Source organism: Flavobacterium sp. FlaQc-57 (assembly GCF_044007395.1).
Classification (GTDB): Bacteria; Bacteroidota; Bacteroidia; order Flavobacteriales; family Flavobacteriaceae; genus Flavobacterium.
The window spans coordinates 1,012,053-1,033,709 of sequence record NZ_JBIPDA010000001.1; the positions used below are offsets into that span (position 1 = coordinate 1,012,053).

General features: G+C 32.3%; 20 protein-coding genes. 11 read left to right on the forward strand and 9 right to left on the reverse strand.

What is annotated here, in order from left to right:
• Window positions 1–80 precede the first annotated feature (80 nt).
• A complete protein-coding gene (locus ACHRVZ_RS04280; protein ID WP_395421292.1) occupies window positions 81–1,046 on the forward strand; it encodes a TerC family protein in 966 nt (321 codons plus the stop codon).
• A gap of 73 nt (window positions 1,047–1,119) precedes the next feature.
• On the opposite strand, the gene ACHRVZ_RS04285 is transcribed toward ACHRVZ_RS04280, so the two are convergent.
• From ACHRVZ_RS04285 to ACHRVZ_RS04295, 3 genes are all read right to left on the reverse strand, one after another.
• Window positions 1,120–1,638, reverse strand: a complete 519-nt coding sequence (locus tag ACHRVZ_RS04285) for a hypothetical protein (protein WP_395420943.1) — start codon at window positions 1,636–1,638, stop codon at window positions 1,120–1,122.
• Window positions 1,639–1,720: 82 nt separating this feature from the next.
• Complete coding sequence (locus tag ACHRVZ_RS04290) at window positions 1,721–2,593, reverse strand: alpha/beta hydrolase (RefSeq protein ID WP_395420944.1); 873 nt, start codon at window positions 2,591–2,593, stop codon at window positions 1,721–1,723.
• A 235-nt stretch (window positions 2,594–2,828) separates the two neighbouring features.
• The gene (locus ACHRVZ_RS04295) at window positions 2,829–3,701 is read right to left on the reverse strand and encodes an AraC family transcriptional regulator (RefSeq protein ID WP_395420945.1); all 873 of its coding nucleotides are present in this window, start codon (window positions 3,699–3,701) and stop codon (window positions 2,829–2,831) included.
• A gap of 449 nt (window positions 3,702–4,150) precedes the next feature.
• On the opposite strand from ACHRVZ_RS04295, the gene ACHRVZ_RS04300 reads away from it, so the two are divergent.
• The 3 genes from ACHRVZ_RS04300 to ACHRVZ_RS04310 all read left to right on the forward strand — a co-directional run bounded on the left by ACHRVZ_RS04300 (window position 4,151) and on the right by ACHRVZ_RS04310 (window position 6,592).
• Window positions 4,151–4,576: a secretion protein gene (locus ACHRVZ_RS04300; RefSeq protein ID WP_395420946.1), complete on the forward strand. Its 426-nt coding sequence runs from the start codon at window positions 4,151–4,153 to the stop codon at window positions 4,574–4,576.
• A gap of 857 nt (window positions 4,577–5,433) precedes the next feature.
• A complete protein-coding gene (locus ACHRVZ_RS04305) occupies window positions 5,434–5,841 on the forward strand; it encodes a T9SS type A sorting domain-containing protein (RefSeq protein ID WP_395420947.1) in 408 nt (135 codons plus the stop codon).
• A gap of 364 nt (window positions 5,842–6,205) precedes the next feature.
• Window positions 6,206–6,592 (forward strand): secretion protein, encoded by a 387-nt coding sequence (locus ACHRVZ_RS04310; RefSeq protein WP_395420948.1) that lies wholly within the window; start codon window positions 6,206–6,208, stop codon window positions 6,590–6,592.
• A 54-nt stretch (window positions 6,593–6,646) separates the two neighbouring features.
• Here the strand turns inward: ACHRVZ_RS04310 and ACHRVZ_RS04315 are convergent, their stop codons facing one another.
• Together ACHRVZ_RS04315 and ACHRVZ_RS04320 are read right to left on the reverse strand one after the other, a co-directional pair.
• The gene (locus tag ACHRVZ_RS04315) at window positions 6,647–7,084 is read right to left on the reverse strand and encodes a hypothetical protein (RefSeq protein WP_395420949.1); all 438 of its coding nucleotides are present in this window, start codon (window positions 7,082–7,084) and stop codon (window positions 6,647–6,649) included.
• A gap of 149 nt (window positions 7,085–7,233) precedes the next feature.
• The gene (locus ACHRVZ_RS04320; RefSeq protein ID WP_395420950.1) at window positions 7,234–7,641 is read right to left on the reverse strand and encodes a helix-turn-helix domain-containing protein; all 408 of its coding nucleotides are present in this window, start codon (window positions 7,639–7,641) and stop codon (window positions 7,234–7,236) included.
• 206 nt (window positions 7,642–7,847) lie between these two features.
• Here ACHRVZ_RS04320 and ACHRVZ_RS04325 point away from each other — a divergent pair, with 206 nt between their 5' ends.
• Window positions 7,848–8,165: a hypothetical protein gene (locus ACHRVZ_RS04325; RefSeq protein ID WP_395420951.1), complete on the forward strand. Its 318-nt coding sequence runs from the start codon at window positions 7,848–7,850 to the stop codon at window positions 8,163–8,165.
• Between the two features lie 255 nt (window positions 8,166–8,420).
• On the opposite strand, the gene ACHRVZ_RS04330 is transcribed toward ACHRVZ_RS04325, so the two are convergent.
• Window positions 8,421–9,995 (reverse strand): T9SS type A sorting domain-containing protein, encoded by a 1,575-nt coding sequence (locus ACHRVZ_RS04330; RefSeq protein WP_395420952.1) that lies wholly within the window; start codon window positions 9,993–9,995, stop codon window positions 8,421–8,423.
• 150 nt (window positions 9,996–10,145) lie between these two features.
• The gene (locus ACHRVZ_RS04335; protein WP_395420953.1) at window positions 10,146–13,586 is read right to left on the reverse strand and encodes a methylmalonyl-CoA mutase family protein; all 3,441 of its coding nucleotides are present in this window, start codon (window positions 13,584–13,586) and stop codon (window positions 10,146–10,148) included.
• A gap of 292 nt (window positions 13,587–13,878) precedes the next feature.
• Here ACHRVZ_RS04335 and ACHRVZ_RS04340 point away from each other — a divergent pair, with 292 nt between their 5' ends.
• The 6 genes from ACHRVZ_RS04340 to purU all read left to right on the forward strand — a co-directional run bounded on the left by ACHRVZ_RS04340 (window position 13,879) and on the right by purU (window position 18,450).
• Window positions 13,879–15,081 (forward strand): L,D-transpeptidase family protein, encoded by a 1,203-nt coding sequence (locus tag ACHRVZ_RS04340; RefSeq protein WP_395420954.1) that lies wholly within the window; start codon window positions 13,879–13,881, stop codon window positions 15,079–15,081.
• 173 nt (window positions 15,082–15,254) lie between these two features.
• Entirely contained in the window at window positions 15,255–15,608 is a 354-nt protein-coding gene (locus tag ACHRVZ_RS04345; protein WP_395420955.1) for a hypothetical protein, read from the forward strand.
• A gap of 129 nt (window positions 15,609–15,737) precedes the next feature.
• Window positions 15,738–16,160 (forward strand): cytochrome c oxidase assembly factor Coa1 family protein, encoded by a 423-nt coding sequence (locus ACHRVZ_RS04350; RefSeq protein ID WP_395420956.1) that lies wholly within the window; start codon window positions 15,738–15,740, stop codon window positions 16,158–16,160.
• Window positions 16,161–16,165: 5 nt separating this feature from the next.
• The gene (locus ACHRVZ_RS04355) at window positions 16,166–16,597 is read left to right on the forward strand and encodes a hypothetical protein (protein WP_395420957.1); all 432 of its coding nucleotides are present in this window, start codon (window positions 16,166–16,168) and stop codon (window positions 16,595–16,597) included.
• A 182-nt stretch (window positions 16,598–16,779) separates the two neighbouring features.
• Window positions 16,780–17,502, forward strand: coding sequence for a DUF4197 domain-containing protein (locus ACHRVZ_RS04360; RefSeq protein WP_395420958.1), 723 nt, complete (start codon window positions 16,780–16,782; stop codon window positions 17,500–17,502).
• A gap of 93 nt (window positions 17,503–17,595) precedes the next feature.
• Window positions 17,596–18,450, forward strand: coding sequence for a formyltetrahydrofolate deformylase (gene purU / locus ACHRVZ_RS04365; protein ID WP_395420959.1), 855 nt, complete (start codon window positions 17,596–17,598; stop codon window positions 18,448–18,450).
• A 172-nt stretch (window positions 18,451–18,622) separates the two neighbouring features.
• Here the strand turns inward: purU and ACHRVZ_RS04370 are convergent, their stop codons facing one another.
• Together ACHRVZ_RS04370 and ACHRVZ_RS04375 are read right to left on the reverse strand one after the other, a co-directional pair.
• Window positions 18,623–20,116, reverse strand: a complete 1,494-nt coding sequence (locus ACHRVZ_RS04370; RefSeq protein WP_395420960.1) for a catalase — start codon at window positions 20,114–20,116, stop codon at window positions 18,623–18,625.
• 733 nt (window positions 20,117–20,849) lie between these two features.
• Complete coding sequence (locus ACHRVZ_RS04375) at window positions 20,850–21,650, reverse strand: ABC transporter substrate-binding protein (protein WP_395420961.1); 801 nt, start codon at window positions 21,648–21,650, stop codon at window positions 20,850–20,852.
• Window positions 21,651–21,657: the final 7 nt, after the last annotated feature.

The following is a 21,657-nucleotide window of genomic DNA, read 5'->3' on the forward strand; positions in this document are numbered from 1 at the left end:
AATTTTAGACTAAGTTTCTAATAATTAATTTTTAAGTTAAACTTCAAAAACTATCTTTGTACATCATTTAAAAAAATATCATAATGGTTTGGATTTTCTTTTTAATAGCAGTAATGCTTATTCTTGCTTTAGACTTGGGTGTTTTTAACAAAAACCCACATATTATTAGCACTAAAGAAGCGAGCAAATGGACACTGATCTGGGTAACAATGTCATTCCTTTTTTCAGGAGTAATCTATTGGCTATACACTACAGATTACATTGCAAATCCCGACAATTTGAAACCTGCAGTGGCTTCAATGAAGTTTATTACGGGTTATTTAATTGAGCTATCATTAAGTATCGATAATATCTTTGTGATTGCTATTATTTTTGCTTCCTTCAAAATACCTCAAAAATACCAACACCGTGTTTTGTTTTGGGGAATTTTAGGAGCAATCGTTTTCCGTGGTTTAATGATTTTCTTTGGTGTAATGCTAATCAATAAGTTTACCTGGATGACCTATTTATTTGGTGCTTTCTTAATTTTTACTGCACTTAAAATGTTATTCTCAGGTGAAGATGAAGATTTTCAGCCTAAAGATTCTTTTGTATATAAAACATTAGGAAAAATTATTCCGATGACTTCTGAAATGAGTGGTGAGAAATTTTTCATCTCTACCAAAACAGCAAAAAAAGCAGCTACTCCTTTATTTGTAGCTCTTATTGTAATTGAAGTTATGGATGTTCTATTTGCTATTGACAGCGTTCCGGCAATTCTTGCCATTACATCTGACCCATTTTTAGTATTTAGTTCAAACATCTTTGCTATTTTAGGATTACGTTCTATGTACTTCTTCTTAGCAAATATGCTGGCAAAATTCAGTTTCTTAGAATACAGTTTAATTGCGATTTTGACTTTCGTAGGATTAAAAATGATTCTTCATGATTTTATTCACGTACCAGAATGGGCATCATTAGCCTTCATTGCATTTGCACTTTTAGTGGGAATCTTGGTTTCTTTAAAATATGGTAAAACCGAAGAAGAAGCCAAACTAGAAGAATAAACTTCTTGATATATATTCATAAAAAAAGGAAATCTTACGATTTCCTTTTTTTTATGATTATATGTTTTATTATCTACAAATTAACTTTCTGTATTTGACTTTCACTTAATTTTGCAGCTGCCATCACTTCTAAATAATTGTTTTTATTTACAGAAGCAGCCAACTTTGATGGTACAATTACAACTCTAAAAGTCTGATTATTTATATAACCAGGAGTACTCGACAAATTATAATTTCCTTTAGCTGTAATAACAAAGTCAATTTTACTAAAATCAAAATCGTAACTTAATCTGGTACCATTATCAAAATAAACAGTGTTTGGTATTAATTGCCAAATTGGAGTACTTGAATCAATAGTACCCGTTAATCGATAAATCAAAACAGTTTCGTCATCAAACAAAGGTCCTCCAACTTCAAATTGAAATGTGCTTTTTAAATTATATTCATTATCAGCAAATTTCCCTAAATTAACGTTTTTAATTTCAAATGCTTCAGGCATTAAAGCATCTTGTCCCGGAGGCCCTTCTGGTCCTTCACAACTTGAAAACGCGAAAAGTCCAACGACTGCAAAAAGGGTAAGTATCTTTTTCATAATTTTTATTTTTTAAGATTTATAAAGGTATTCCAAAAACCAAACCAAAAAATGATTTTAGCTCAGTTTGAGATTAAAAATTTCATGATTTTTTTACAACTTGCTGGTTTTTAAGCAATATTTTGTTAAAAAATAATACATGGAAAGGTAGTGAATTTTCCCAATAATCCCAAGTATGTGCTCCTGGACGTTCAGTATAATCATGATCTACCTTATTATAAACCAATCTTCTGTGTAATTCTCTATTAGGTTCTATCAAGAAATCATCGACACCACAATCTATAATTAAGGGTAATTTGTTCGCTTTAATTTTATCCAACATACCCATTACTGCATATTGCGCATACATTTCTGAGTTGTCACTTTTGTCTCCAAAAACGGGCTGCATCAATTTTACTACTTGCGCAGATGATTCACGATTGAGCATTGTACTCATATCTACCGCTCCACTCATACTTCCGGCTGCACAAAATAAATCAGGATGTTTTGCAGATAGATACAAAGCGCCATGACCTCCCATTGAAAGTCCCGTAATTACTCTTCCGTTTCTATTACTTATCGTTCTATAAGTTTTATCTACTTTCTGAATTACTTCTTGTGTGATAAAAGTTTCGAACTGACTTCCTTTATTTACCGGACTATCCAAATAGAAACTAAAAGTTTCGCCTTCTGGCATCACGATAATAATATTGTATTGATCGGATAAATTTTGAACTAACTTTTTGTTCGGCGTATTTTTTAACCAATCACCAAAGTGTCCGTAGGCTCCATGCAATAAATACATCACCGGAAATGCCGATTTGCTTTTTGCATAAGAATTAGGTAAAACAACCGCAGCTTTGTAGGTTTTGCTCATGGCTGTACTTGCAACTTGCAAAGTATCTACTTTTGCGGCGTAACTCATTGACGAAACGCATAAAAGAACAGCAAATACTAAGATTTTAAAGTTTTTCATATTTATATTTTTTCAGTTTTGGGATTGTAAATATACCTTTTTCTGAATATATTATATGAAAAATCCGACCAGTTTTTCACCAGTCGGATTTGTATGTTTGTTTTTGCCACAGATTAAAATGATTCTATAGATTACTGCTTTAAAAGCTACGTAACACAAACTTTAACTAATATAGATCGCCGTAGAATCTGAATTAAACAAATCATTTAAATCTGTGCAATCTGTGGCAAAAAAACTAACTAATTATAATCTTGTGTTCATGGCGATATTGCGATGCGCTTTTACCCGTATATTGCTTGAATGATTTACTAAAGTGACTAAAGTTATTAAAACCGCTTTCGTAACATACTTCATTTATACTAATGGGTTTTTCGGCCAATAATTTTGACGCGTGTACTAATCTATATTCGTTTACAAACTCTGTAAAAGTCTTATTCGAAATCTTCTTAAAGTAACGACAAAAAGAAGGCGTCGTCATACTCACCAAATTCGAAACTTCATCTATCGCAATTGATTCCTGAAAATGATCTTTCACATAATTAAAGATCACATTAATACGATCGTTATCCTGTGTTTGCAATTCTAGCGAAAAACCATCGGCATTAAGTACCGTGTAATCTTCAGAAGAATCTAATTCATCTAAAATACTCAAAAGTGTAAGCAAACGCTCAAACGGAAGTTGATTTTCCATCATCTCGATTTTCTTACCAATTTCTTTTTTAGTTGTTCCGCCAAAAGCGATTCCTCCTTTAGCCTGACTAAAAAGATTTTGAACCTTTCTCATTTCGGGAGCAACAAAAAAATCATTCCCTAAAAATTCAGGTTTAATATGAATCACGGTTTCATTGATATTTCCCGTTTGTTCATTTGTAAATCCGCAATGTGGCAAATTGGCGCCTATTAATATCAAACTGCCATTGGTATAATAAGAAACATGGCTTCCTATTTGTCTTTTCCCTGCTCCACCGTTTATATAAACCAGCTCAATTTCTGGATGATAATGCCATAAATGAGCTTTACTATTGGCCTTTTGAGCGTGTTTGGTGTAGGTAAAAGAACTTCCGTATGAGTTAGATATCACTTCAAGAGCTGGGGCAATTGTCTTCATGATAAAATCTTTAAAAAATAATAGCAAATTTAACAAAAACACCTAATATAATTCAAAAATTAACCTATAACGGTTTCGTAAATAAGGATTTATCACAAAAACAAACAAAATGCAAATTGAAAAATTATCGCATTTAAGCAATTTTTTAAATGACTAATATTTTTTTTCCTCATTTTTTTAATTAATCGTATTAATTCTACCATTTTAATAGACATATAACATTTATGTAAGAATAATACACGTTTCTGAAAAATGTTAACATTTACAAATACTTGAAAAATAATAGCCTAATTAACAAAAACACCTATAATAATTCAAATTTTAACCTATAACGGTTTCGTAAATGAGAATACAGCACATAAATTGGAAAATAGAGTTGTGAAAAAACAACACATTCTGAAGTAATTTAGCATCAGAAAATTAAACTAATAATTTAAAGAAAGATACTTATGAAAAAGATTATAAAATTAAGTTTAGTATGTGCAGTACTTTTATCAGGAATGAGCACTTATGCAATTGATGGAAACGATAACGGAAATGTAAATAGCGACTTTAACCTTCATGTTTTAAAAGCTGACGGAAAAGTAATTACGTTTGCCTTAAATCAGGTACAAAAAGCAAGTTTAAGTATTTATGAAAAAAATGGTTCTTTAATCTATTCTGAAAATGCTTCAGGAAAAGAAGGAATCCTAAGAACTTTTAGCTTAGAAGAATTTCCAGCAGGAACGTATTTCTTAGAAGTTGAAGATGGACTTAAAAAAGTAAGACACGAAATTACAATTACTGATAGTTCATCTGTATTATCAACAAAAGCAATTTCATCAGTAAATAAAGCAGGTTCTTCTGCTCAAAATTCAAGCGTAGCAGTACGCTAAAAAAGTTTATACTCTCATAAAGTATAAAAATGAGGTTAGATAGTTAGTAAAGTTAAAAACGTGATTGTTTTGAAACAGCTCTTTGTGGTTATTGAGCTGTTTTTTTTTGCTCTTTACTTAAGGATTTAACTATGAAGATTTAACCGCAAAGCACGAAAAGTTCGAAAAACTATTTCAACGCAACTTTTAATTGAAATGAGATTTAACCGCAAAGTGCGCAAAGTTATATTTTACCATACGTCTAAAAAAACGCATCCCGAAGACTCGGGACGCAAAGCTATTTCAACGCAACTTTTAATTGAAATGAGATTTAACCGCAAAGTGCGCAAAGTTATATTTTACCATACGTCTAAAAAAACGCAAAGTTCGCAAAGCTGTTTCAACGCAAAGCTTTGCGTCCTGAGTCTTCGGGATGCGTTTGGTATAAAATCATACATTAAAAAAACCTTCGCGCACTTTGCGGTAAAAAAACTTCAGGTTAAGTAGGTAAACCTAACTCAACACAAAGCTTTGCGTCCCGAGTCTTCGGGATCCGTTTTGTATAAAACCTTACATTAAAAAAACCTTCGCGCACTTTGCGGTAAAATCTTTGCGGTAAAAATCTACATACACTAAAATAAGATATCTCTTTTTGTAAGAAAGAAAGATAAATTTACATTATCTTAATTTACGCGAAACGTTGAAAAATAATAACCGATTTAACGAAAACGATAAATATAATTCAAATTTTAACCTATAACGGTTTCGTAAATGAGAATATAGCATCGAAATTGGAAAATAGAGTTGTGCAAAAGCATCTATATCATAAGTAATTTAGCATCAGAGAATTAGAACTATTAATCTAAAAAACAAATGTCATGAAAAAGATTTTAAAATTAAGTTTAGTATGTGCAGTGCTTTTTACAGGATTAAGTACTTATGCAATCGACGGGAATGAAGATTTTAATCTTCATGTAATAAAAACTAATGGTAAGCAAATTACGTTTGCACTAAACAAACTGCAAAAAGCAAGCCTGGCAATTTACGATAAAGACGGTAGTTTGATCTATTCTGAAAATGCTTCTGGCAAAGATGGAATTTTGAGAACTTTTAGCTTAGAAGAATTTCCTGCGGGAACTTACTTCTTAGAAGTTGAAGATAATGTAAAAAAAGTGAGACACGAAATTACAATTACTGATGATAAAACAGTACTATCAAAAAAAGCGGTTTCATCAGTTTACAAAGCAGGTTTTTCTGCCAAAAATACAAGCGTAGCAGTACGCTAAAAAGTTATACTTATACAGTATAAAAGTGAGGTTAGATAGTTAGTATAAAACATTACGTTTAAAACAGCTCTTTGTGGTTATTGAGCTGTTTTTTTATGCCCAATTTTTACCTTTCATTTATTACACTTCTATTTTTTGGAAAACTATTCTTAATAAATACAAACAACTGATTTTTAAACCATTAAAAAAAATCAGTAGAAAAACATCCAAGACCCCAGTAATTACGTACATTCTTCAGACAAAACACAGAAGCATCTTTAATTCAGCAATTTACAATTCAAAAAATGAATTGTTTTTGCATAAAATTAAATTTCTATTTGTAGTTTTGCATGTTCCACAAATAGTAATAAACAATTAAAAAAACATGACAAAATTTGCCAAAATGGGCTTGGTTGTAGCCGTTTTTCTAACCACAATTTTTACCTATGCAATTGATGGAAAAGGTGATTATATTTTGAATATAATTACTGGTAACGGAAAAGTAATTAGCTTTTCTTTAAACACTGTCGAAAAATCAATTTATTCTATTTATGATGAAAATCATAATTTAGTGTATGCAGGAGAATCTGCAGCAAACAAATTAGAAGTTTCTAAAACAATAAGTTTAGAAGGTCATCCAGCCGGAACTTATTTATTAGAAGTAACTGAAAATGGTAAAGTTGAGAAACACGAAATCAAACTTGCAGCTAAGAAAGTAAAAACTGTAAAACTTGACGAATCAGTAAACAAAAGCCCAGCTTTTAGACGTTAATTGTTTTTTGCTTAACAGTGAAAGCAGCTCCTTCCAAGAGCTGCTTTTTTTATTTTATAGAGCTTCTTTAATCCTTAAATCTTTTCCAAATTGGACTAATTTCCAAAAATGCAGAGTATCTAACGGAATCGGAATCTTTTGCAAATCTTTGTTATGATGCATCATTGCAAAAATATAATCTAACAAATCTATTGTTGTAAAACTCTGCCTGAATTCTGGTCGAACCTCATCGCTATTAGCAAAACAGACATTTCCTGTTTCTTTTTGATTTAAAAATATCAAGCCTAAACTTTGTGCAATTTTATCTGCAATTTCGAGATTGATCGAAAATATTGCTTCATTATCTTTTTCCGTTAGCGAAAAGAAATCAAAATAATTCTGCTTACAATCCAAAACAATCTTAACAGCAATACGTCCCAAATCAGAATCTCTGTCAAGATTTTCGGCTTTGTTTAAAGTTTCTATTCTTTCTAAATATTCTTGAATTGTCATGATCGCTTTAATTCAGTAAACCTAAATTTAGTAAAAAAACGCAATCGATAAACGAAAGTCTTTCGTTACTAAGTTTTGCTTTTTGCAATAAAACAGAAAAGCACCAACCGTGGCTGATGCTTTTTATGAATAAATCTCTATGGAGAATATTATTTTCCTTTTAATAATTTTTCTAAATATTCGATCTTGTCTTTTTCTGCCTGAAGCAAACGTTCGTAAAGATTTTTATTTTCTTCTACAGTTTCCATTAATTTATCTAATGGATTGAAAGTACAATTATTAAGTCCAAAATAATTATTAGGACTTTCATTGAAAGTATTGAAATAATTAATCGCAGCTTCTTCTGAAAAATTCTTAATCGCTTCAACCGTTACACCAAGTGCTTTCGCCACTTCGATAAGTTTTGCTTCATCAATTGTTTCGCTATTTTCTATAGCCGAAACCGCTTGTTGGTTTGTTCCTAAAGCTTGCGCCAAAGCTTCCTGTTTCATATCTCGAAGTTCACGAATACGGCTTATTTTTCGGCCTATATGATTTGGTTTTGTAAGTGTGCTCATAATTCAAAGATAATAATTAAGTGTAATAACTCGTAATCCGTAAAAAACATATTTATCGCTGTACAATACGGCTGAAAATGATTTGGAACGCAATAATCTATTCCTTTCTTCGCCGAGTTAAACAAAAGTAAGATTTTTATTATAATAAATTTATAGAAATTTAACTATAAAAACGATTAACAAGATACAAATAAAAAATACATGCCATGGAAAACAATGAAACTGAAACTTTAGCAAGACTTAAACAATTAACCACTCTACATTTTCAAACCTTAAAACCCGCCAACGACAAATCTGAAGCTTATACATTTAAAATCAAGATTATAAACTACTTCGAACTCGGTTGCCTAATTACCGATATGCTAAAATTATCAATTCTGGCACTTGATCACGATATGCATAATGCAAAAAACAAGAAAAACGATGCTATAAATGTGAGCCTAATTCTTGAAACCATTCTACAAATGATTCCTCTGGATGAACTTGAATTTTTGAGTGATGTTGAAAATATGGTTAATGAATGATATTTTGTCAAAGAAATTAATCCCTTTAAAATCAACCACAATATTGTCATTTCGACCGATTGGTAATTTACTTTGTCGAGCTCCGAGTGTGATTTCTCCCTTCGGTCGAAATGACAAACGGTATGGAATTTCTTTGTCATGAACGGATTAAAATCCATCCCTACAATATGGCTTTGTTCCTTCGGAACTATTTTAAAACTAAACTTTTATCTACCTAAATAAAAGCAGCTCTAAATGGAGCTGCTTTTATATTCTTTAGTTTTTTATTATTTTCTTTGATATTTCACTTCCATCAACTTTAGCTTTTAAAACATAGGTTCCGGGACTTAGTTTCGAAACATCAATTTTATCATTGGCAAAATCAGATTCATTAGTCACTAATCTACCATTTAAGTCAAAAATTTGAACACTTTCAACTTGATTATCATTTCTGGCTTGGACATTTATAAAGTTAGTTGAAGGATTTGGGAAAAATACCAATGGCGATTTGTTTCCAACTATAGGAGTACTTAAATTATTGCTGTACTTCCAGAATATATTATTCTTTCCGTAATATAAATTGTCTTTAAAAACAATAGCTTGTGTTACATTATCGAGCGCACTAACATTTTCAATAGTATTCAAATTATTATTCGCAATCCATCCCTTTCTTAAAAATTTTTCGTCAACACCTGAGGTAATAAAATACTCACCTTGCTTAATTTTATAAATTTTAGCTGGATCCCATATTGGAACAAAAAAGAAATCAGACCTTTGCACATCATTAGTTGCTAGTTCTTTCAAATCTCTTACAGAATAATTATTAAGGTTTAAAGATAATAATGATGTGTTTCCACTTGCATTTGATGCACAGAAAAGTAACGAATCATCTGTTTTCGAAAAATTAGAAGGAGTAAAATATTTATTGCTTTGGTTAACATAAATTTCAATTACACTTTTATTACTATCATCAAACTTCCATATTGACAATTTGTTTAAAGCAGATGAATAAAACATAAAATATAGTTTATTATTTGCTTCAATAACATTACTGTGTTCTACGATATTATTTTGTGCGTTCCAAACATTACCAATAATTTTAGTATTTCCAAGAGTTCCATCTGTTTCATATAAAAAATATCTAGTAACAAAATATAGCTTATTATTGTGTACTATATATTGACTAAATCCAGGTGTTCCTCCAGAATCAGATCCATTTCCATCCATTTGCTGAGTTATCGGAAAAGTTCCATCAGATGTTCCGTCGCTTCGCCATACCCTAGAGTTCATGGTTGAAGCTACTTGAATTGTAAATATAAAAGTATCATTACACTTACCTTCAAATGTAGAATCATTCCAATAATCCGAAATTTCCTTAATAAATACTGTTCCGTTTGTTGTTCCGTCTGTTTTCCAAATTTGAAATTTATCTGTTTCCAAACGGACTAGAAAAAATATTTTATCCCCTACTGTCGTAAGTTTTAAAGTTCTTCCATTAATAAAATTTGTAACTTTTTTAGTTCCAGAATCAGTACCATCAGTCTCCCATATTTCGCCTTCAGAACTTTCATCTTTGGCTATAAAGTAAAATTTATTATTTAAAATTGCCGAACCCAATTTTACTGATTGTTCTGCACCTGGGTATATATCTTTTAAAATCTTTGTATTTGAAGAAGTTCCATCGCTAAGCCACAACTCTCTACCAGTATCATCTTGATTACCATAAAATATGATTTTATCATTAAATATTTTGAAAGTCGACGGTGTACTTATAAAAGTATGAATTTGTTGTTGAGCATTTATCTGTATTGTTAAAAAGGCTAAAAAAAATAAAAGTAATTTTGTCTTCATTCAGTATTTGAGGTTAATTATTTAAAAAAAACAAATATATGATGATTTATCATACAAATACTGTCGCATTTTAAAAGAAATAATTATTCATAAAAAAACGCATTTGATATGTGATCAAATGCGTTTTTTTTTATAAGACAAAAAAAATTTCTACATATTCCTTCTATATTGACCGCCAACTTCAAACAATGCCGAAGTAATCTGACCAAGCGAGCAAACTTTTGTAGCTTCCATTAAGTGGTCGAATAAGTTTTCGTTTTTAATGGCGGCTTCTTGTAGTTTGTTTAAATGCTCGTTTACTTTTGCTTCGTGAAACTGGTGTAAGTTATCGAGCATGGTTATTTGATATTGTTTTTCTTCTTCGGTGGCGCGAATAACTTCTGCCGGAATTACCGTTGGTGAACCTTTTGAACTCAAGAAAGTATTTACGCCCACAATTGGAAAATCTCCGTTGTGTTTTAAGGTTTCGTAATACAAACTTTCTTCCTGAATTTTCGAACGTTGGTACATCGTTTCCATTGCACCTAAAACTCCGCCACGCTCTGTGATTCGGTCAAATTCTTGCAGAACGGCTGCTTCAACTAAATCTGTCAATTCTTCAATGATGAACGAACCTTGTATTGGGTTTTCGTTTTTGGCTAAACCTAATTCTTTATTAATAATCAACTGAATCGCCATTGCTCTACGAACAGATTCTTCAGTTGGTGTTGTAATCGCTTCATCGTAAGCATTGGTGTGCAATGAATTACAGTTATCGTAAATCGCATACAAAGCTTGCAAAGTCGTTCTAATATCATTAAAATCAATTTCCTGAGCGTGTAATGAGCGTCCAGAAGTTTGAATATGATATTTTAGCATCTGTGCTCTTTCGTTGGCTCCGTATTTGTTTTTCATGGCTTTTGCCCAAATCTTACGTGCCACGCGACCAATTACCGAATATTCTGGATCTACTCCGTTCGAAAAGAAGAACGATAAGTTTGGTCCAAAATCGTTGATGCTCATTCCGCGGCTCAAATAATATTCCACGTAAGTGAAACCATTCGAAAGCGTAAAAGCCAATTGCGTAATTGGGTTTGCTCCCGCCTCGGCAATATGATATCCAGAAATCGAAACCGAATAAAAATTACGAACGTTTTTGGTAATAAAATATTCCTGAACGTCACCCATTAATCGCAAAGCAAATTCGGTCGAGAAAATACAAGTGTTTTGCGCCTGATCTTCTTTCAAAATATCGGCTTGAACCGTACCACGAACTTGCGATAATGTTTTAGCTTTTATCTCGTTATAAACTTCCAAAGGTAAAACCTCATCGCCTGTAACTCCCAAAAGCATTAATCCTAAACCGTTGTTTCCTTCGGGTAAATCACCTTGATATTTAGGGCGCTCTGTTCCTTTTTCCTTATAGATTTTGTTGATTTTGGCTTCAACTTCTTTTTCTAAATCGTTCGCTTTGATGTAATATTCGCATTGCTGATCGATCGCCGCATTCATAAAAAAGCCTAACAACATTGGCGCTGGCCCATTTATCGTCATACTTACAGATGTTAAAGCATGTACTAAATCGAAACCTGAATACAGCTTTTTAGCATCGTCAAGACAACAAATCGAAACTCCTGCATTTCCAATTTTTCCGTAAATATCCGGGCGTAAATCTGGGTCGTTTCCGTATAAAGTCACACTATCAAAAGCGGTCGAAAGTCGTTTTGCAGGTAATCCCGCGCTCACATAATGAAAACGTTTGTTGGTTCTTTCCGGTCCGCCCTCGCCCGCAAACATTCTCGACGGATCTTCGCCTTCACGTTTAAACGGATATAATCCTGATGCAAACGGAAATTCTCCAGGAACATTTTCCTGTAAATTCCAACGCAAAATATCGCCCCAAGCTTCGTATTTAGGCAAAGCTATTTTTGGTATTTGTAAGTGCGATAAACTCTCTGTATGTGTCGCGATTTTAATTTCTTTATCACGAACTTTAAAGGTGTAAACTGGATTTTTGTATTTGTTTACCTTTTCATCCCAATTCAGGATAATTTCCCAATTGTACGGATCTAAATCCATTTTTACTTTATCGAATTGATTTAGTAAAAGATTCAAGAAGATTCTGTTTTCGTCGTGTGCTTCGACTGCGCTTGGTAAAACGGTCGAATCCTCAATTCCTGCTTTATTTATCTGCGGAATTTTCCCTGAAACCGATTCTATAGTTTTGAAAATTCCGTATAATTTCTGAGCTACTTTTTGTTGCGAAACAGCAATTTCATCATAAGATCTGTTATTCTCAGCAATTTCAGACAAATAACGCGTTCTGTGAGGAGGAATCACGTAGATTTTCTCACTCATTTCTTTCGTAATCTGAAAAGTCGATTTCAATTCGGATGCTGTTTTCTCTACAATTTTATCCATGATCGCTTTATAAAGCGTGTTCATTCCCGGATCGTTAAATTGAGAAGCAATAGTTCCGAAAACCGGCATTTCATCAGGATTTTTATCCCATAAATTATGGTTGCGTTGGTATTGTTTTTTTACATCGCGAATGGCGTCTAATGCACCTCTTTTGTCAAATTTGTTTAAAGCCACCAAATCAGCAAAATCAAGCATGTCGATTTTCTCTAATTGTGTTGCCGCTCCAAACTCGGGTGTCATTACATATAAGGATACATCAGAATGATCCATAATCTCAGTATCAGATTGCCCGATTCCAGAAGTTTCCAAAATAATCAAATCATATTTTGCGGCTTTCAAAACCTGAATCGCTTCGGCAACATATTTTGACAATGCCAAATTTGACTGACGTGTTGCCAGCGAACGCATATATACACGAGGATTATTTATGGCATTCATACGGATTCTGTCTCCTAAAAGCGCTCCTCCTGTTTTACGTTTAGAAGGATCGACAGAAATTAACCCGATTGTTTTTTCTGGGAAATCAATTAAAAATCGACGAACTAATTCATCAACCAAAGATGATTTTCCGGCTCCACCCGTTCCTGTAATTCCTAAAACCGGAATTTTAGAATTAGCATTGCTTTCGTGAATTTTATCGAAAACCGGTTTTGCAATTTCAGGGAAATTCTCAGCGGCCGATATTAAACGTGCAATTGCCGTTGGAACTTTATTTTCGATATGATCAATTTCTCCGTTTAGTTTATCTCCAATAGGATAATCTGAACGTTCTACCAAATCATTAATCATTCCTTGTAAACCTAAAGAACGTCCATCATCTGGAGAATAAATTCTTGTAATACCATATTCATGTAATTCTGAAATTTCACTTGGAAGAATCACTCCGCCTCCACCACCAAAAATCTTAATATGCCCCGCTCCTTTTTCATGAAGCAAGTCATACATATATTTAAAGTATTCATTGTGACCACCTTGATATGATGTCATTGCAATAGCATTGGCATCTTCCTGAATGGCAGTATTTACCACTTCTTCAACACTTCGGTCGTGACCTAAATGAATTACTTCGACTCCTGTTGACTGAATTATACGGCGCATGATATTGATCGCTGCATCATGTCCGTCAAAAAGAGAAGCTGCAGTGACAATTCTTACTTTATTTTTAGGAATATATGGTATTTGTTGTTCCATTTTATGAATATGATAATTTTAAGGGAGCAATTTACAAAATATTTTAATATTTGATTATCGTAATAGCTTTATGTTAACATAAAAAATAATTATTTTTTTATTATATGGGGTAACAATTTAGGCAATGAATTGATATATAGATATAAAACCTACAAACATGGCAATTTCGCAACATTTGAACACAATCTAATAACCTGTAAAACAACATTGTAAAGTAATTTAGCTGTATAGAAAAACCCCAAATTTTTGCCAAAGCTTGAACACAAAAGTAACACCGTAAAAATTTAAAAAAATGAAAACATTATATTCACTTAGCCTAATTTTATCTCTTAGTTTTTTCATGTCTTCTTTTAATAGTATTGAAAAAAATAATTTAAATGAAAAATCTTCAAAATCTAATTCAGATACTTTATCTACTAAATCTGCTTTAGAAGAAGAAAACAGTACAATACTTTTTAATCAGTACAACAAATTGCAAAATGCTTTAAAAAAATATAAAAAAATAGCGGCCGAAGATTCTTGGAAACCAATGACTCTTGCTACTCCTTATAAAGATATCAGACCTGACGAAAAATCAATTACAGTGGCTGAGATTAGAAATAGATTGTTTATCATGGGAGATTTAAAAAATGATTCTAAAAGCGATTTTTATGATCAGGAATTAATGGATGGTGTAATGAAATATAAATTGCGTAATGGGTTAAAACCAAATTATATTATTACTGAAGATCATATTAAAGACCTAAACGAAAGTATTGAAGAAAAAATAAGAAGGATTACCATTAATATGGAACGTTGCAAATCAATTTCTCAAAAATTGCTGACTGACAAAGAATACATTATGGTTAACGTTCCGTCGTTTGAGTTGGTTTATGTAAAAAATGGTAAAGTAGAACTTGAATCAAAAGTCTTTGTTGGTACTCCATTAACTAAAACAACCATTTTTAACGGTTCTATTGACAAAGTTGTTTTTAGCCCTTATTGGACCGTTCCACAAAGTATTGTCGACAACGAATTAAAATCAAAAATAGCTGTCGATAAAAACTATTTGGCCGAACATAATATGGAAATCATAAATGGCCAAGTAAGACAAAAACCCGGTCCTGAAAATTCATTAGGTCTTGTGAAATTTATTTTTCCAAATCCAGATGATATTTATATGCACGATACTCCTGCCAAAACATTATTTGATTTCGATAAAAGAACTTTCAGCCACGGTTGTGTAAATGTGAGTAAAGCCAAAGAACTTGCGATTGCAATGCTAAAAGATTATCCTGAATGGACTGCAGAAAGAATTGACAAAGCTATGGAAGGTACTGAAGAAACTACATTTAAATTGCCTAATAAAGTACCAATCTACATTACATACTTTACAGCCTGGGTAAATGATTCTGATGAAATTTGTTTCTATCAGGATGTTTATGAAAAAGACAGTGATAGTGATTTAAACAAAATTACTTTTCCAAAAAATATACTTGCCTCAAACAAACTATAAAATCAAAAAGAACCTGTAATCGGAGACTTGTTTAGACGAGTTTCCGATTTTTTTTGTCTTAAAAAAAACCTTAAGTTATTAATCTTAAAACTTTTGCGTCCTAAAAAATACTGCTACATTGTTCGACCTTTGCAAAATAATTCACCACTATTTATAATTAAAGAAAGCTCGTTATGAAGACAAATAATACAGAAGGACTTACTATGTTTGAAATTAATGTATTAATTCAGCAAGGTGGAAAATTTGTCATTTTTCCTTACTCCATTTCAAGATTAGTAAAGAGAATAAAAAGTTCTAATATCTATTTCGTTCGCCCAAATGAATATACTTTTAAATATGCCTTAAAACACTTTTTAATTAATTTATCAGTGGGCTGGCGCATCTTTCCTTTTGGTCCTATATATGTCATTAAATCGATGTACTATTTAATAAGAGGAGGAAATGATTATACACAAGTCATTTTAGAAGATTTAAACTATAACAATCCAACTTATACTCCTGATTTACACTATTTACAAAACGCATAAACAATTAAGGGCTGTTTTATTTTTATAAAAAAGTTTTAAAATCGAATTTATAAAACAAGCTAAATTCCTTACTTTTAACATTTATTGATTGGCCGTATCAAATCGAAAAAAAGCAATAATTTTAAAACTATGGAAGATTCAAACGAATTAATTGTTAGAAAAAGTTGGTGGGATAGAAACTGGAAATGGCTTGTACCAACAGGCTGCTTAAGTATTGTGCTTCTTTTTGTTTTATTTATTGTTGGAATTTTCTTTGGAGTCACCTCGATGATGACAGATTCTGATGTTTATAAAGAAGTTATGACCGAAGTACAACACAACAAAGTCGTAACAGAAAAGCTTGGAAAACCAATTGAAGAAGACGGAATGACTTCTGGTAATATTAGTCTAAGTAATAATACCGGAAATTGCGATTTACAAATTCCGATAAAAGGCTCAAAAGGAAAAGGAACTATTTTTATTGTTGCCGAAAAAAGAGGAATTTGGAAATACAGCGTAAAATCTGTTTATATCGAGAAGACAAAAGAAGAAGTTGATTTATTGAAGAAGTAAATAATATGAGCAAATACATCACTATAACGCTCTTATTATTTCTTTTTTCGTGCAACAAAATTGAGAATCATAAAACTTTATCTCAAGATGACATTAATCGTATAAAAAGTTTAAAAATTCTGGACGACGACGAAACTATTTATCAATTTTATAGTGAGTTTAAAAACGAAGTCGCAGGAAACTTTTATACGAATAAAAGAGTTGCATCTTATTGGATCGATAAGCGAGATGCAAAGAAAAACAAAATAGACTTTGCCTATTATAAGAACATTGTAAAAATTGACACGATATACAATTCCGGACTAACTTTTGCTCCGTATATTTTGATTACAACAAAAGACAATAAAACATTTCAGGTTAGTGTTGATGGCAAAAAAGATCAAATCAAATCTTTCTTCGAAAACAGTATTCAAGAATGGAGAAAAAGAAAAAACTGATTTAATCGCAAAGCAAAAGATTACTGCACCTAATATTGATGCTATTTGATCTTTAGTAAACTTCGTTTGCAACGAATACCAGAGCTATTGTTAATTATAAAACAAATTGTTTCTACTGCTCAAATAAAATTGTGGCTTTGTTTTTGAATAAGTAGTATTTTTGAAACTTATAAAACTACTTAATGAAAAAGATTTTAATTTTAGCGCTTGTATTTTCTCTTGGTTCTCATGCTCAGGTGAAAGAAACTTTAACTCAAAAAATATCCAAATTATCTACAAAAATTTCAGGAGTTGGCGGTGTTGATATTGCATCTGGATTAAAAGAAGCTCTGAATAAAGGAATTACACAACAAGTGACTAAACTAACCGCTGTTGATGGTTTTTATAAAAATGAAGCTGTAAAAATTCTTATGCCTGCCGAATTACAAAAAGTAGACGCTACTTTACGAAGAGTAGGTTTGAGCTCACTGGCTGATGAAGGTGTAAAAATGTTAAACCGTGCAGCTGAAGATGCTGTAAAAGAAGCTACTCCAATCTTTGTTTCGGCGGTAAAAAATATGTCTTTTACAGATGCGAAAAATATTTTATTAGGCAATGAAAGTGCAGCAACAACTTACTTGCAAAATGGCACAACAACGGCTTTGTACGGAAAATTTAATCCGGTGATAAAAAGTTCTTTCGAAAAAGTTGGTGCTGATGTAGTTTGGAAAAATATCATCAACAAATACAACACGCTTCCGTTAGTTAAAAAAGTAAACCCAGATTTGACCGATTATACAACAAACCAAGCTCTGGCAGGGGTTTTTAAAATGATTGCTGTCGAAGAAAAAGATATTCGTACTAATATTAATGCAAGAACAACACCTTTACTAAAAAGTGTGTTTGCAATGCAGGACAAAAAGTAACTTTTACGAAGGTTCTGAGGGACAAAGATGCAGAGGTTCTGAGGTTGAAAAAACTTTGCGGACTTTGCGGTTAACCAACCAAAAAAACTTGAAATGCAAAAAATAACCATTCTGATTCATTGTAAGGATCAAAAAGCAATTATTGCAACGGTGACTACTTTTATTGCTAAAGTAGAAGGAAATATTACCTACATTGATCAACACGTTGATGTAGAACAAAATGTGTTTTTTATGCGATTGGAATGTGAATTTACCAATCCAAATACTACACTTGAAGGCTTTAAAGCTGACTTTGAACAAAATATTGCATCTGCTTTTGATATGTCCTGGGATTTATACAATCAGGAACAAAAACCTAAAATGGCTTTGTTTGTCTCAAAATACGATCATTGCTTGTTTGACATTTTAGGTCGTTACAGCGCAGGCGAACTGAATGTCGAAATTCCGGTTATTATAAGTAATCACAATGATTTAAGATCGATTGCAGAACGTTTTGATATTCCGTTTCATTGTGTTCCTTTTACCAAAGAAATTAAGGACGAAGGTGAAGCCAGACAAATTGAATTATTAGAAAAATACCAAATCAACTTTATTGTTTTGGCGCGTTATATGCAAATTATTACGCCAAACTTGATTTCGCTTTACAAAAATAGAATCATCAACATTCACCATTCCTTTTTACCGGCATTTCCAGGTGCAAAACCCTATCATTCGGCTTTTAAGCGTGGTGTGAAGATTATTGGTGCAACAAGCCATTATGTTACTGCCGAATTAGATGAAGGTCCAATTATTGAACAGGATATTGCGAGAGTTTCGCACATACATTCTGTTGATGATTTTATCATGAAAGGACGTGACTTGGAGCGTATTGTTTTGGCTCGCGCTATAAAATTACATGCTGAACGTAAAACAATGGTTTATAGTAATAAAACAGTTGTTTTTTCTTAGATTCAAAGGTGCAGAGTTGCAAAGGCTCAAAGGCTTTTTCTTAAATAAAACAAACCCGACAGATTAAAAAAATCTGTCGGGTTTTCTATTTGCTTAAATCTAAAAGTATCAAAGATTTTTCATCGCATGTTCTTTGAACCTTTGTCTCTTTGAATCTTTGCACCTTTAAACCTTACTTCACCTCAATCAACAATCTTGGATCAGAAAAGTTATTTACTTCATCCATAGTTAAGCCCAGGGCATTCGCTACCCCTTCTCCATATGCAGGATCTGCTTTATAGCAATTTCTGATGTGACGAATTTGAATAAACTTTTGTGCTCCTCCTACTTGACCTGCAGTATTTTTAAACAATAATTGTTTTTTCTCATCTGTCAATAAATTGAATAACAAACCTGGCTGTGTAAAATAGTCATTATCATCTTCTCTGAAATTATGTGCCCAAGCATCACCATGAAGTTTTAAAGGTGGCTCTTTAAACTCTGGCTGTTCTTGCCATTCTCCAAAACTATTTGGCTCATAATGAATACGACTTCCATTGTTTCCGTCTACACGCATTGCTCCATCTCTATGAAAAGTATTATAAGGACATCTTGACGAGTTTACAGGAATCTGATAATTGTTAACTCCTAAACGATAACGGTGTGCATCTCCATAAGAAAACAAACGGGCTTGCAGCATTTTATCCGGTGAAAAACTAATTCCAGGAGGCACGTGTGCAGGATTAAAAGCAGCTTGTTCTACCTCGGCAAAATAGTTTTCAGGATTTTTGTTTAATTCGAATTCTCCAACGGGAATTAGTGGATAATCTTTTTTCAACCAAACTTTAGTCAAATCAAAAGGATGAAAACGGTAATTTTCCGCTTGCTCCTCTGTCATAATCTGAATGAACATTTTCCATTTTGGAAAGTTTCCTTCTTCAATTGCATCAAATAAATCTCTTTGGTGACTTTCTCTGTCGCCGCCAACTAATTTAGCGGCTTCTTCATCAGAAAGATTATCAATTCCTTGTTGTGTTACAAAATGAAATTTAACGTAATGTCTCTCGTTTTGAGCATTTAGAAAACTAAAAGTATGACTACCAAATCCGTGCATTTGTCTGTACGATCTTGGTATTCCTCTATCACTCATTACAATAGTAATTTGGTGTAAAGCTTCGGGTAATAAGGTCCAAAAATCCCAATTGTTATCAGCACTTCTTAAATTGGTTTTTGGATCACGTTTTACCGCGTGATTTAGGTCTGGAAATTTCATTGGATCACGGAAAAAGAAAACGGGTGTATTATTTCCTACCAAATCCCAATTTCCTTCATTTGTATAAAATTTCAGGGCAAAGCCACGAATATCTCTTTCGGCATCAGCGGCACCTCTTTCTCCTGCAACAGTTGAAAAACGCGCAAACATTTCGGTTTTTTTACCAATTTGTGAAAATAAATCGGCTCTAGTATATTTTGTAATATCATGAGTTACAGTAAAAGTTCCGTAAGCACCAGAACCTTTTGCATGCATTCTACGCTCCGGAATTACTTCACGATCAAAATGGGCCATCTTTTCTAAAAACCAAAAATCTTGTAACAAAACAGGTCCACGAGGTCCGGCTGTTTGAATGTTTTGATTGTCTGGAACCGGAGTTCCCGTTGCAGTTGTTAATTTTTTGTTTGAATCCATATTGCTGATATTTAATGTTTTATCAAATATACAAACTTATCTTTATCATATTCATAAACAAAATTGATTGTTATTATATTTTAATAATCAAAACTTATTTAACGTTACAGAAAGCTCAGAATGGCGTCTTAAAAAATCTTAACTTATGTCCAACAAAGTAATAACAAAACCTTAACAGCAAAACATTCATATATGTTAGATCTTTGTACTGTAATAAACTGGTTATTTATTATTTTGGTTTTGGTTAGTTAAATGATGCCGGCGTCTTCGAGATGCCGGCATTCTTTTTTTATATCAGTTTGTGTTTTTTTGTTTCAGGTTTCAGGTTTCTTTACTTTGTGGTTAGTTTTACCACAAAAAGCCTAAATTTTACTCAAGCAAAACCTTATACAAAGCCATAAGATTTTTGATATTAACTTATATTCAACAAAGTAATAACAAGACCTTAACACCATAAGATCGATTTAAGTCGGATCTTTGTAATGTAATAAACTGGTTATTTATTATTTTGGTTTTGGTTAGTTAAATAATGCCGGCGTCTTTGAGATGTCGGCATTCTTTTTTTATATAGATTTTTGTCTTCTTTGTTTCAGGTTTTCTTTGTTTCAGGTTGCTTTACTTTGAACTTAGTTTAAACGCAGAGAGCGCAAAGATTTACGCAAGGTTCGCAAAGTTTTTTACACAAAACTTTACAAACTTTACGGTTAAATTAACACAATCCAATAACCTGAAACTAATTTCTAAGTCTTTCGTGTAGTATTTTGAAATAAGGGAAAGCTTTTAGTAATCTGCTTCCGTGCCAGGAAAACATTTCGCCATCGACGAAAACAGTTTTGGCATGATGTGTAAAACGTCCAATTTCGAAAGCGTCTTCTTCTTTAAACGGATAAGGCTCAGAAGAAAGAAAAACCAAATCAGGATCGCCTTCTAAACGCATTTTTTTGAGTTCAATTTCAGGATATCGGCCTTTGTCTTCGTATATATTCGAGAAATGATTCAATTTTAATAACTCATTAATATAGGTGTCATTTCCCGCCACCATAAATGGGTTTTTCCAAATAAAATAAGCAGCTTTTTTTACCGAAATATCTTCAACATACTTTTTGAAATCACTCAGGGCGAAAGTCAATTTATCATTCCATTTTTGTGCTTCGGTTCTGCAATTGAAGAGTTGTCCAAAATCTAAAATCATCTTGAAATTATCTTCTATAGTAACTATATTGGTTACCCAAACCGGGCAAATTGTGCTTAATTGATCTACAATCTCAACTGTATTTTCTTCTTTGTTACAAATGATAATATCCGGTTGCAGTAATTTTATTTTTTCGAAATGAATTTTCTTGGTTCCGCCAACAGTTTTCTTGGTAGATTTTAAATGAAACGGATGCACACAAAACTTCGTGATTCCTATTATTTTATCTTCCAAACCTAAATCATAAAGCAATTCAGTTTGAGATGGAACCAGCGAAATAATTCTTTTTGGAGCAGTTTCAAAAGAATGAATATTTCCTATTTGATCTGTTAATTGTTTCACGTTTATT

Excerpts from the sequence above, each read along its gene's own strand:
- ACHRVZ_RS04290 (WP_395420944.1), bottom strand. The coding sequence starts at position 2,593 with ATGAAAAACTTTAAAATCTTAGTATTTGCTGTTCTTTTATGCGTTTCG.
- ACHRVZ_RS04300 (WP_395420946.1), top strand. The coding sequence starts at position 4,151 with ATGAAAAAGATTATAAAATTAAGTTTAGTATGTGCAGTACTTTTATCA.
- ACHRVZ_RS04295 (WP_395420945.1), bottom strand. The coding sequence starts at position 3,701 with ATGAAGACAATTGCCCCAGCTCTTGAAGTGATATCTAACTCATACGGA.
- ACHRVZ_RS04320 (WP_395420950.1), bottom strand. The coding sequence starts at position 7,641 with ATGAGCACACTTACAAAACCAAATCATATAGGCCGAAAAATAAGCCGT.
- ACHRVZ_RS04325 (WP_395420951.1), top strand. The coding sequence starts at position 7,848 with ATGGAAAACAATGAAACTGAAACTTTAGCAAGACTTAAACAATTAACC.
- ACHRVZ_RS04335 (WP_395420953.1), bottom strand. The coding sequence starts at position 13,586 with ATGGAACAACAAATACCATATATTCCTAAAAATAAAGTAAGAATTGTC.
- purU (WP_395420959.1), top strand. The coding sequence starts at position 17,596 with ATGCAAAAAATAACCATTCTGATTCATTGTAAGGATCAAAAAGCAATT.
- ACHRVZ_RS04330 (WP_395420952.1), bottom strand. The coding sequence starts at position 9,995 with ATGAAGACAAAATTACTTTTATTTTTTTTAGCCTTTTTAACAATACAG.
- ACHRVZ_RS04285 (WP_395420943.1), bottom strand. The coding sequence starts at position 1,638 with ATGAAAAAGATACTTACCCTTTTTGCAGTCGTTGGACTTTTCGCGTTT.
- ACHRVZ_RS04370 (WP_395420960.1), bottom strand. The coding sequence starts at position 20,116 with ATGGATTCAAACAAAAAATTAACAACTGCAACGGGAACTCCGGTTCCA.
- ACHRVZ_RS04305 (WP_395420947.1), top strand. The coding sequence starts at position 5,434 with ATGAAAAAGATTTTAAAATTAAGTTTAGTATGTGCAGTGCTTTTTACA.
- ACHRVZ_RS04360 (WP_395420958.1), top strand. The coding sequence starts at position 16,780 with ATGAAAAAGATTTTAATTTTAGCGCTTGTATTTTCTCTTGGTTCTCAT.
- ACHRVZ_RS04355 (WP_395420957.1), top strand. The coding sequence starts at position 16,166 with ATGAGCAAATACATCACTATAACGCTCTTATTATTTCTTTTTTCGTGC.
- ACHRVZ_RS04340 (WP_395420954.1), top strand. The coding sequence starts at position 13,879 with ATGAAAACATTATATTCACTTAGCCTAATTTTATCTCTTAGTTTTTTC.
- ACHRVZ_RS04310 (WP_395420948.1), top strand. The coding sequence starts at position 6,206 with ATGACAAAATTTGCCAAAATGGGCTTGGTTGTAGCCGTTTTTCTAACC.
- ACHRVZ_RS04315 (WP_395420949.1), bottom strand. The coding sequence starts at position 7,084 with ATGACAATTCAAGAATATTTAGAAAGAATAGAAACTTTAAACAAAGCC.
- ACHRVZ_RS04350 (WP_395420956.1), top strand. The coding sequence starts at position 15,738 with ATGGAAGATTCAAACGAATTAATTGTTAGAAAAAGTTGGTGGGATAGA.
- ACHRVZ_RS04345 (WP_395420955.1), top strand. The coding sequence starts at position 15,255 with ATGAAGACAAATAATACAGAAGGACTTACTATGTTTGAAATTAATGTA.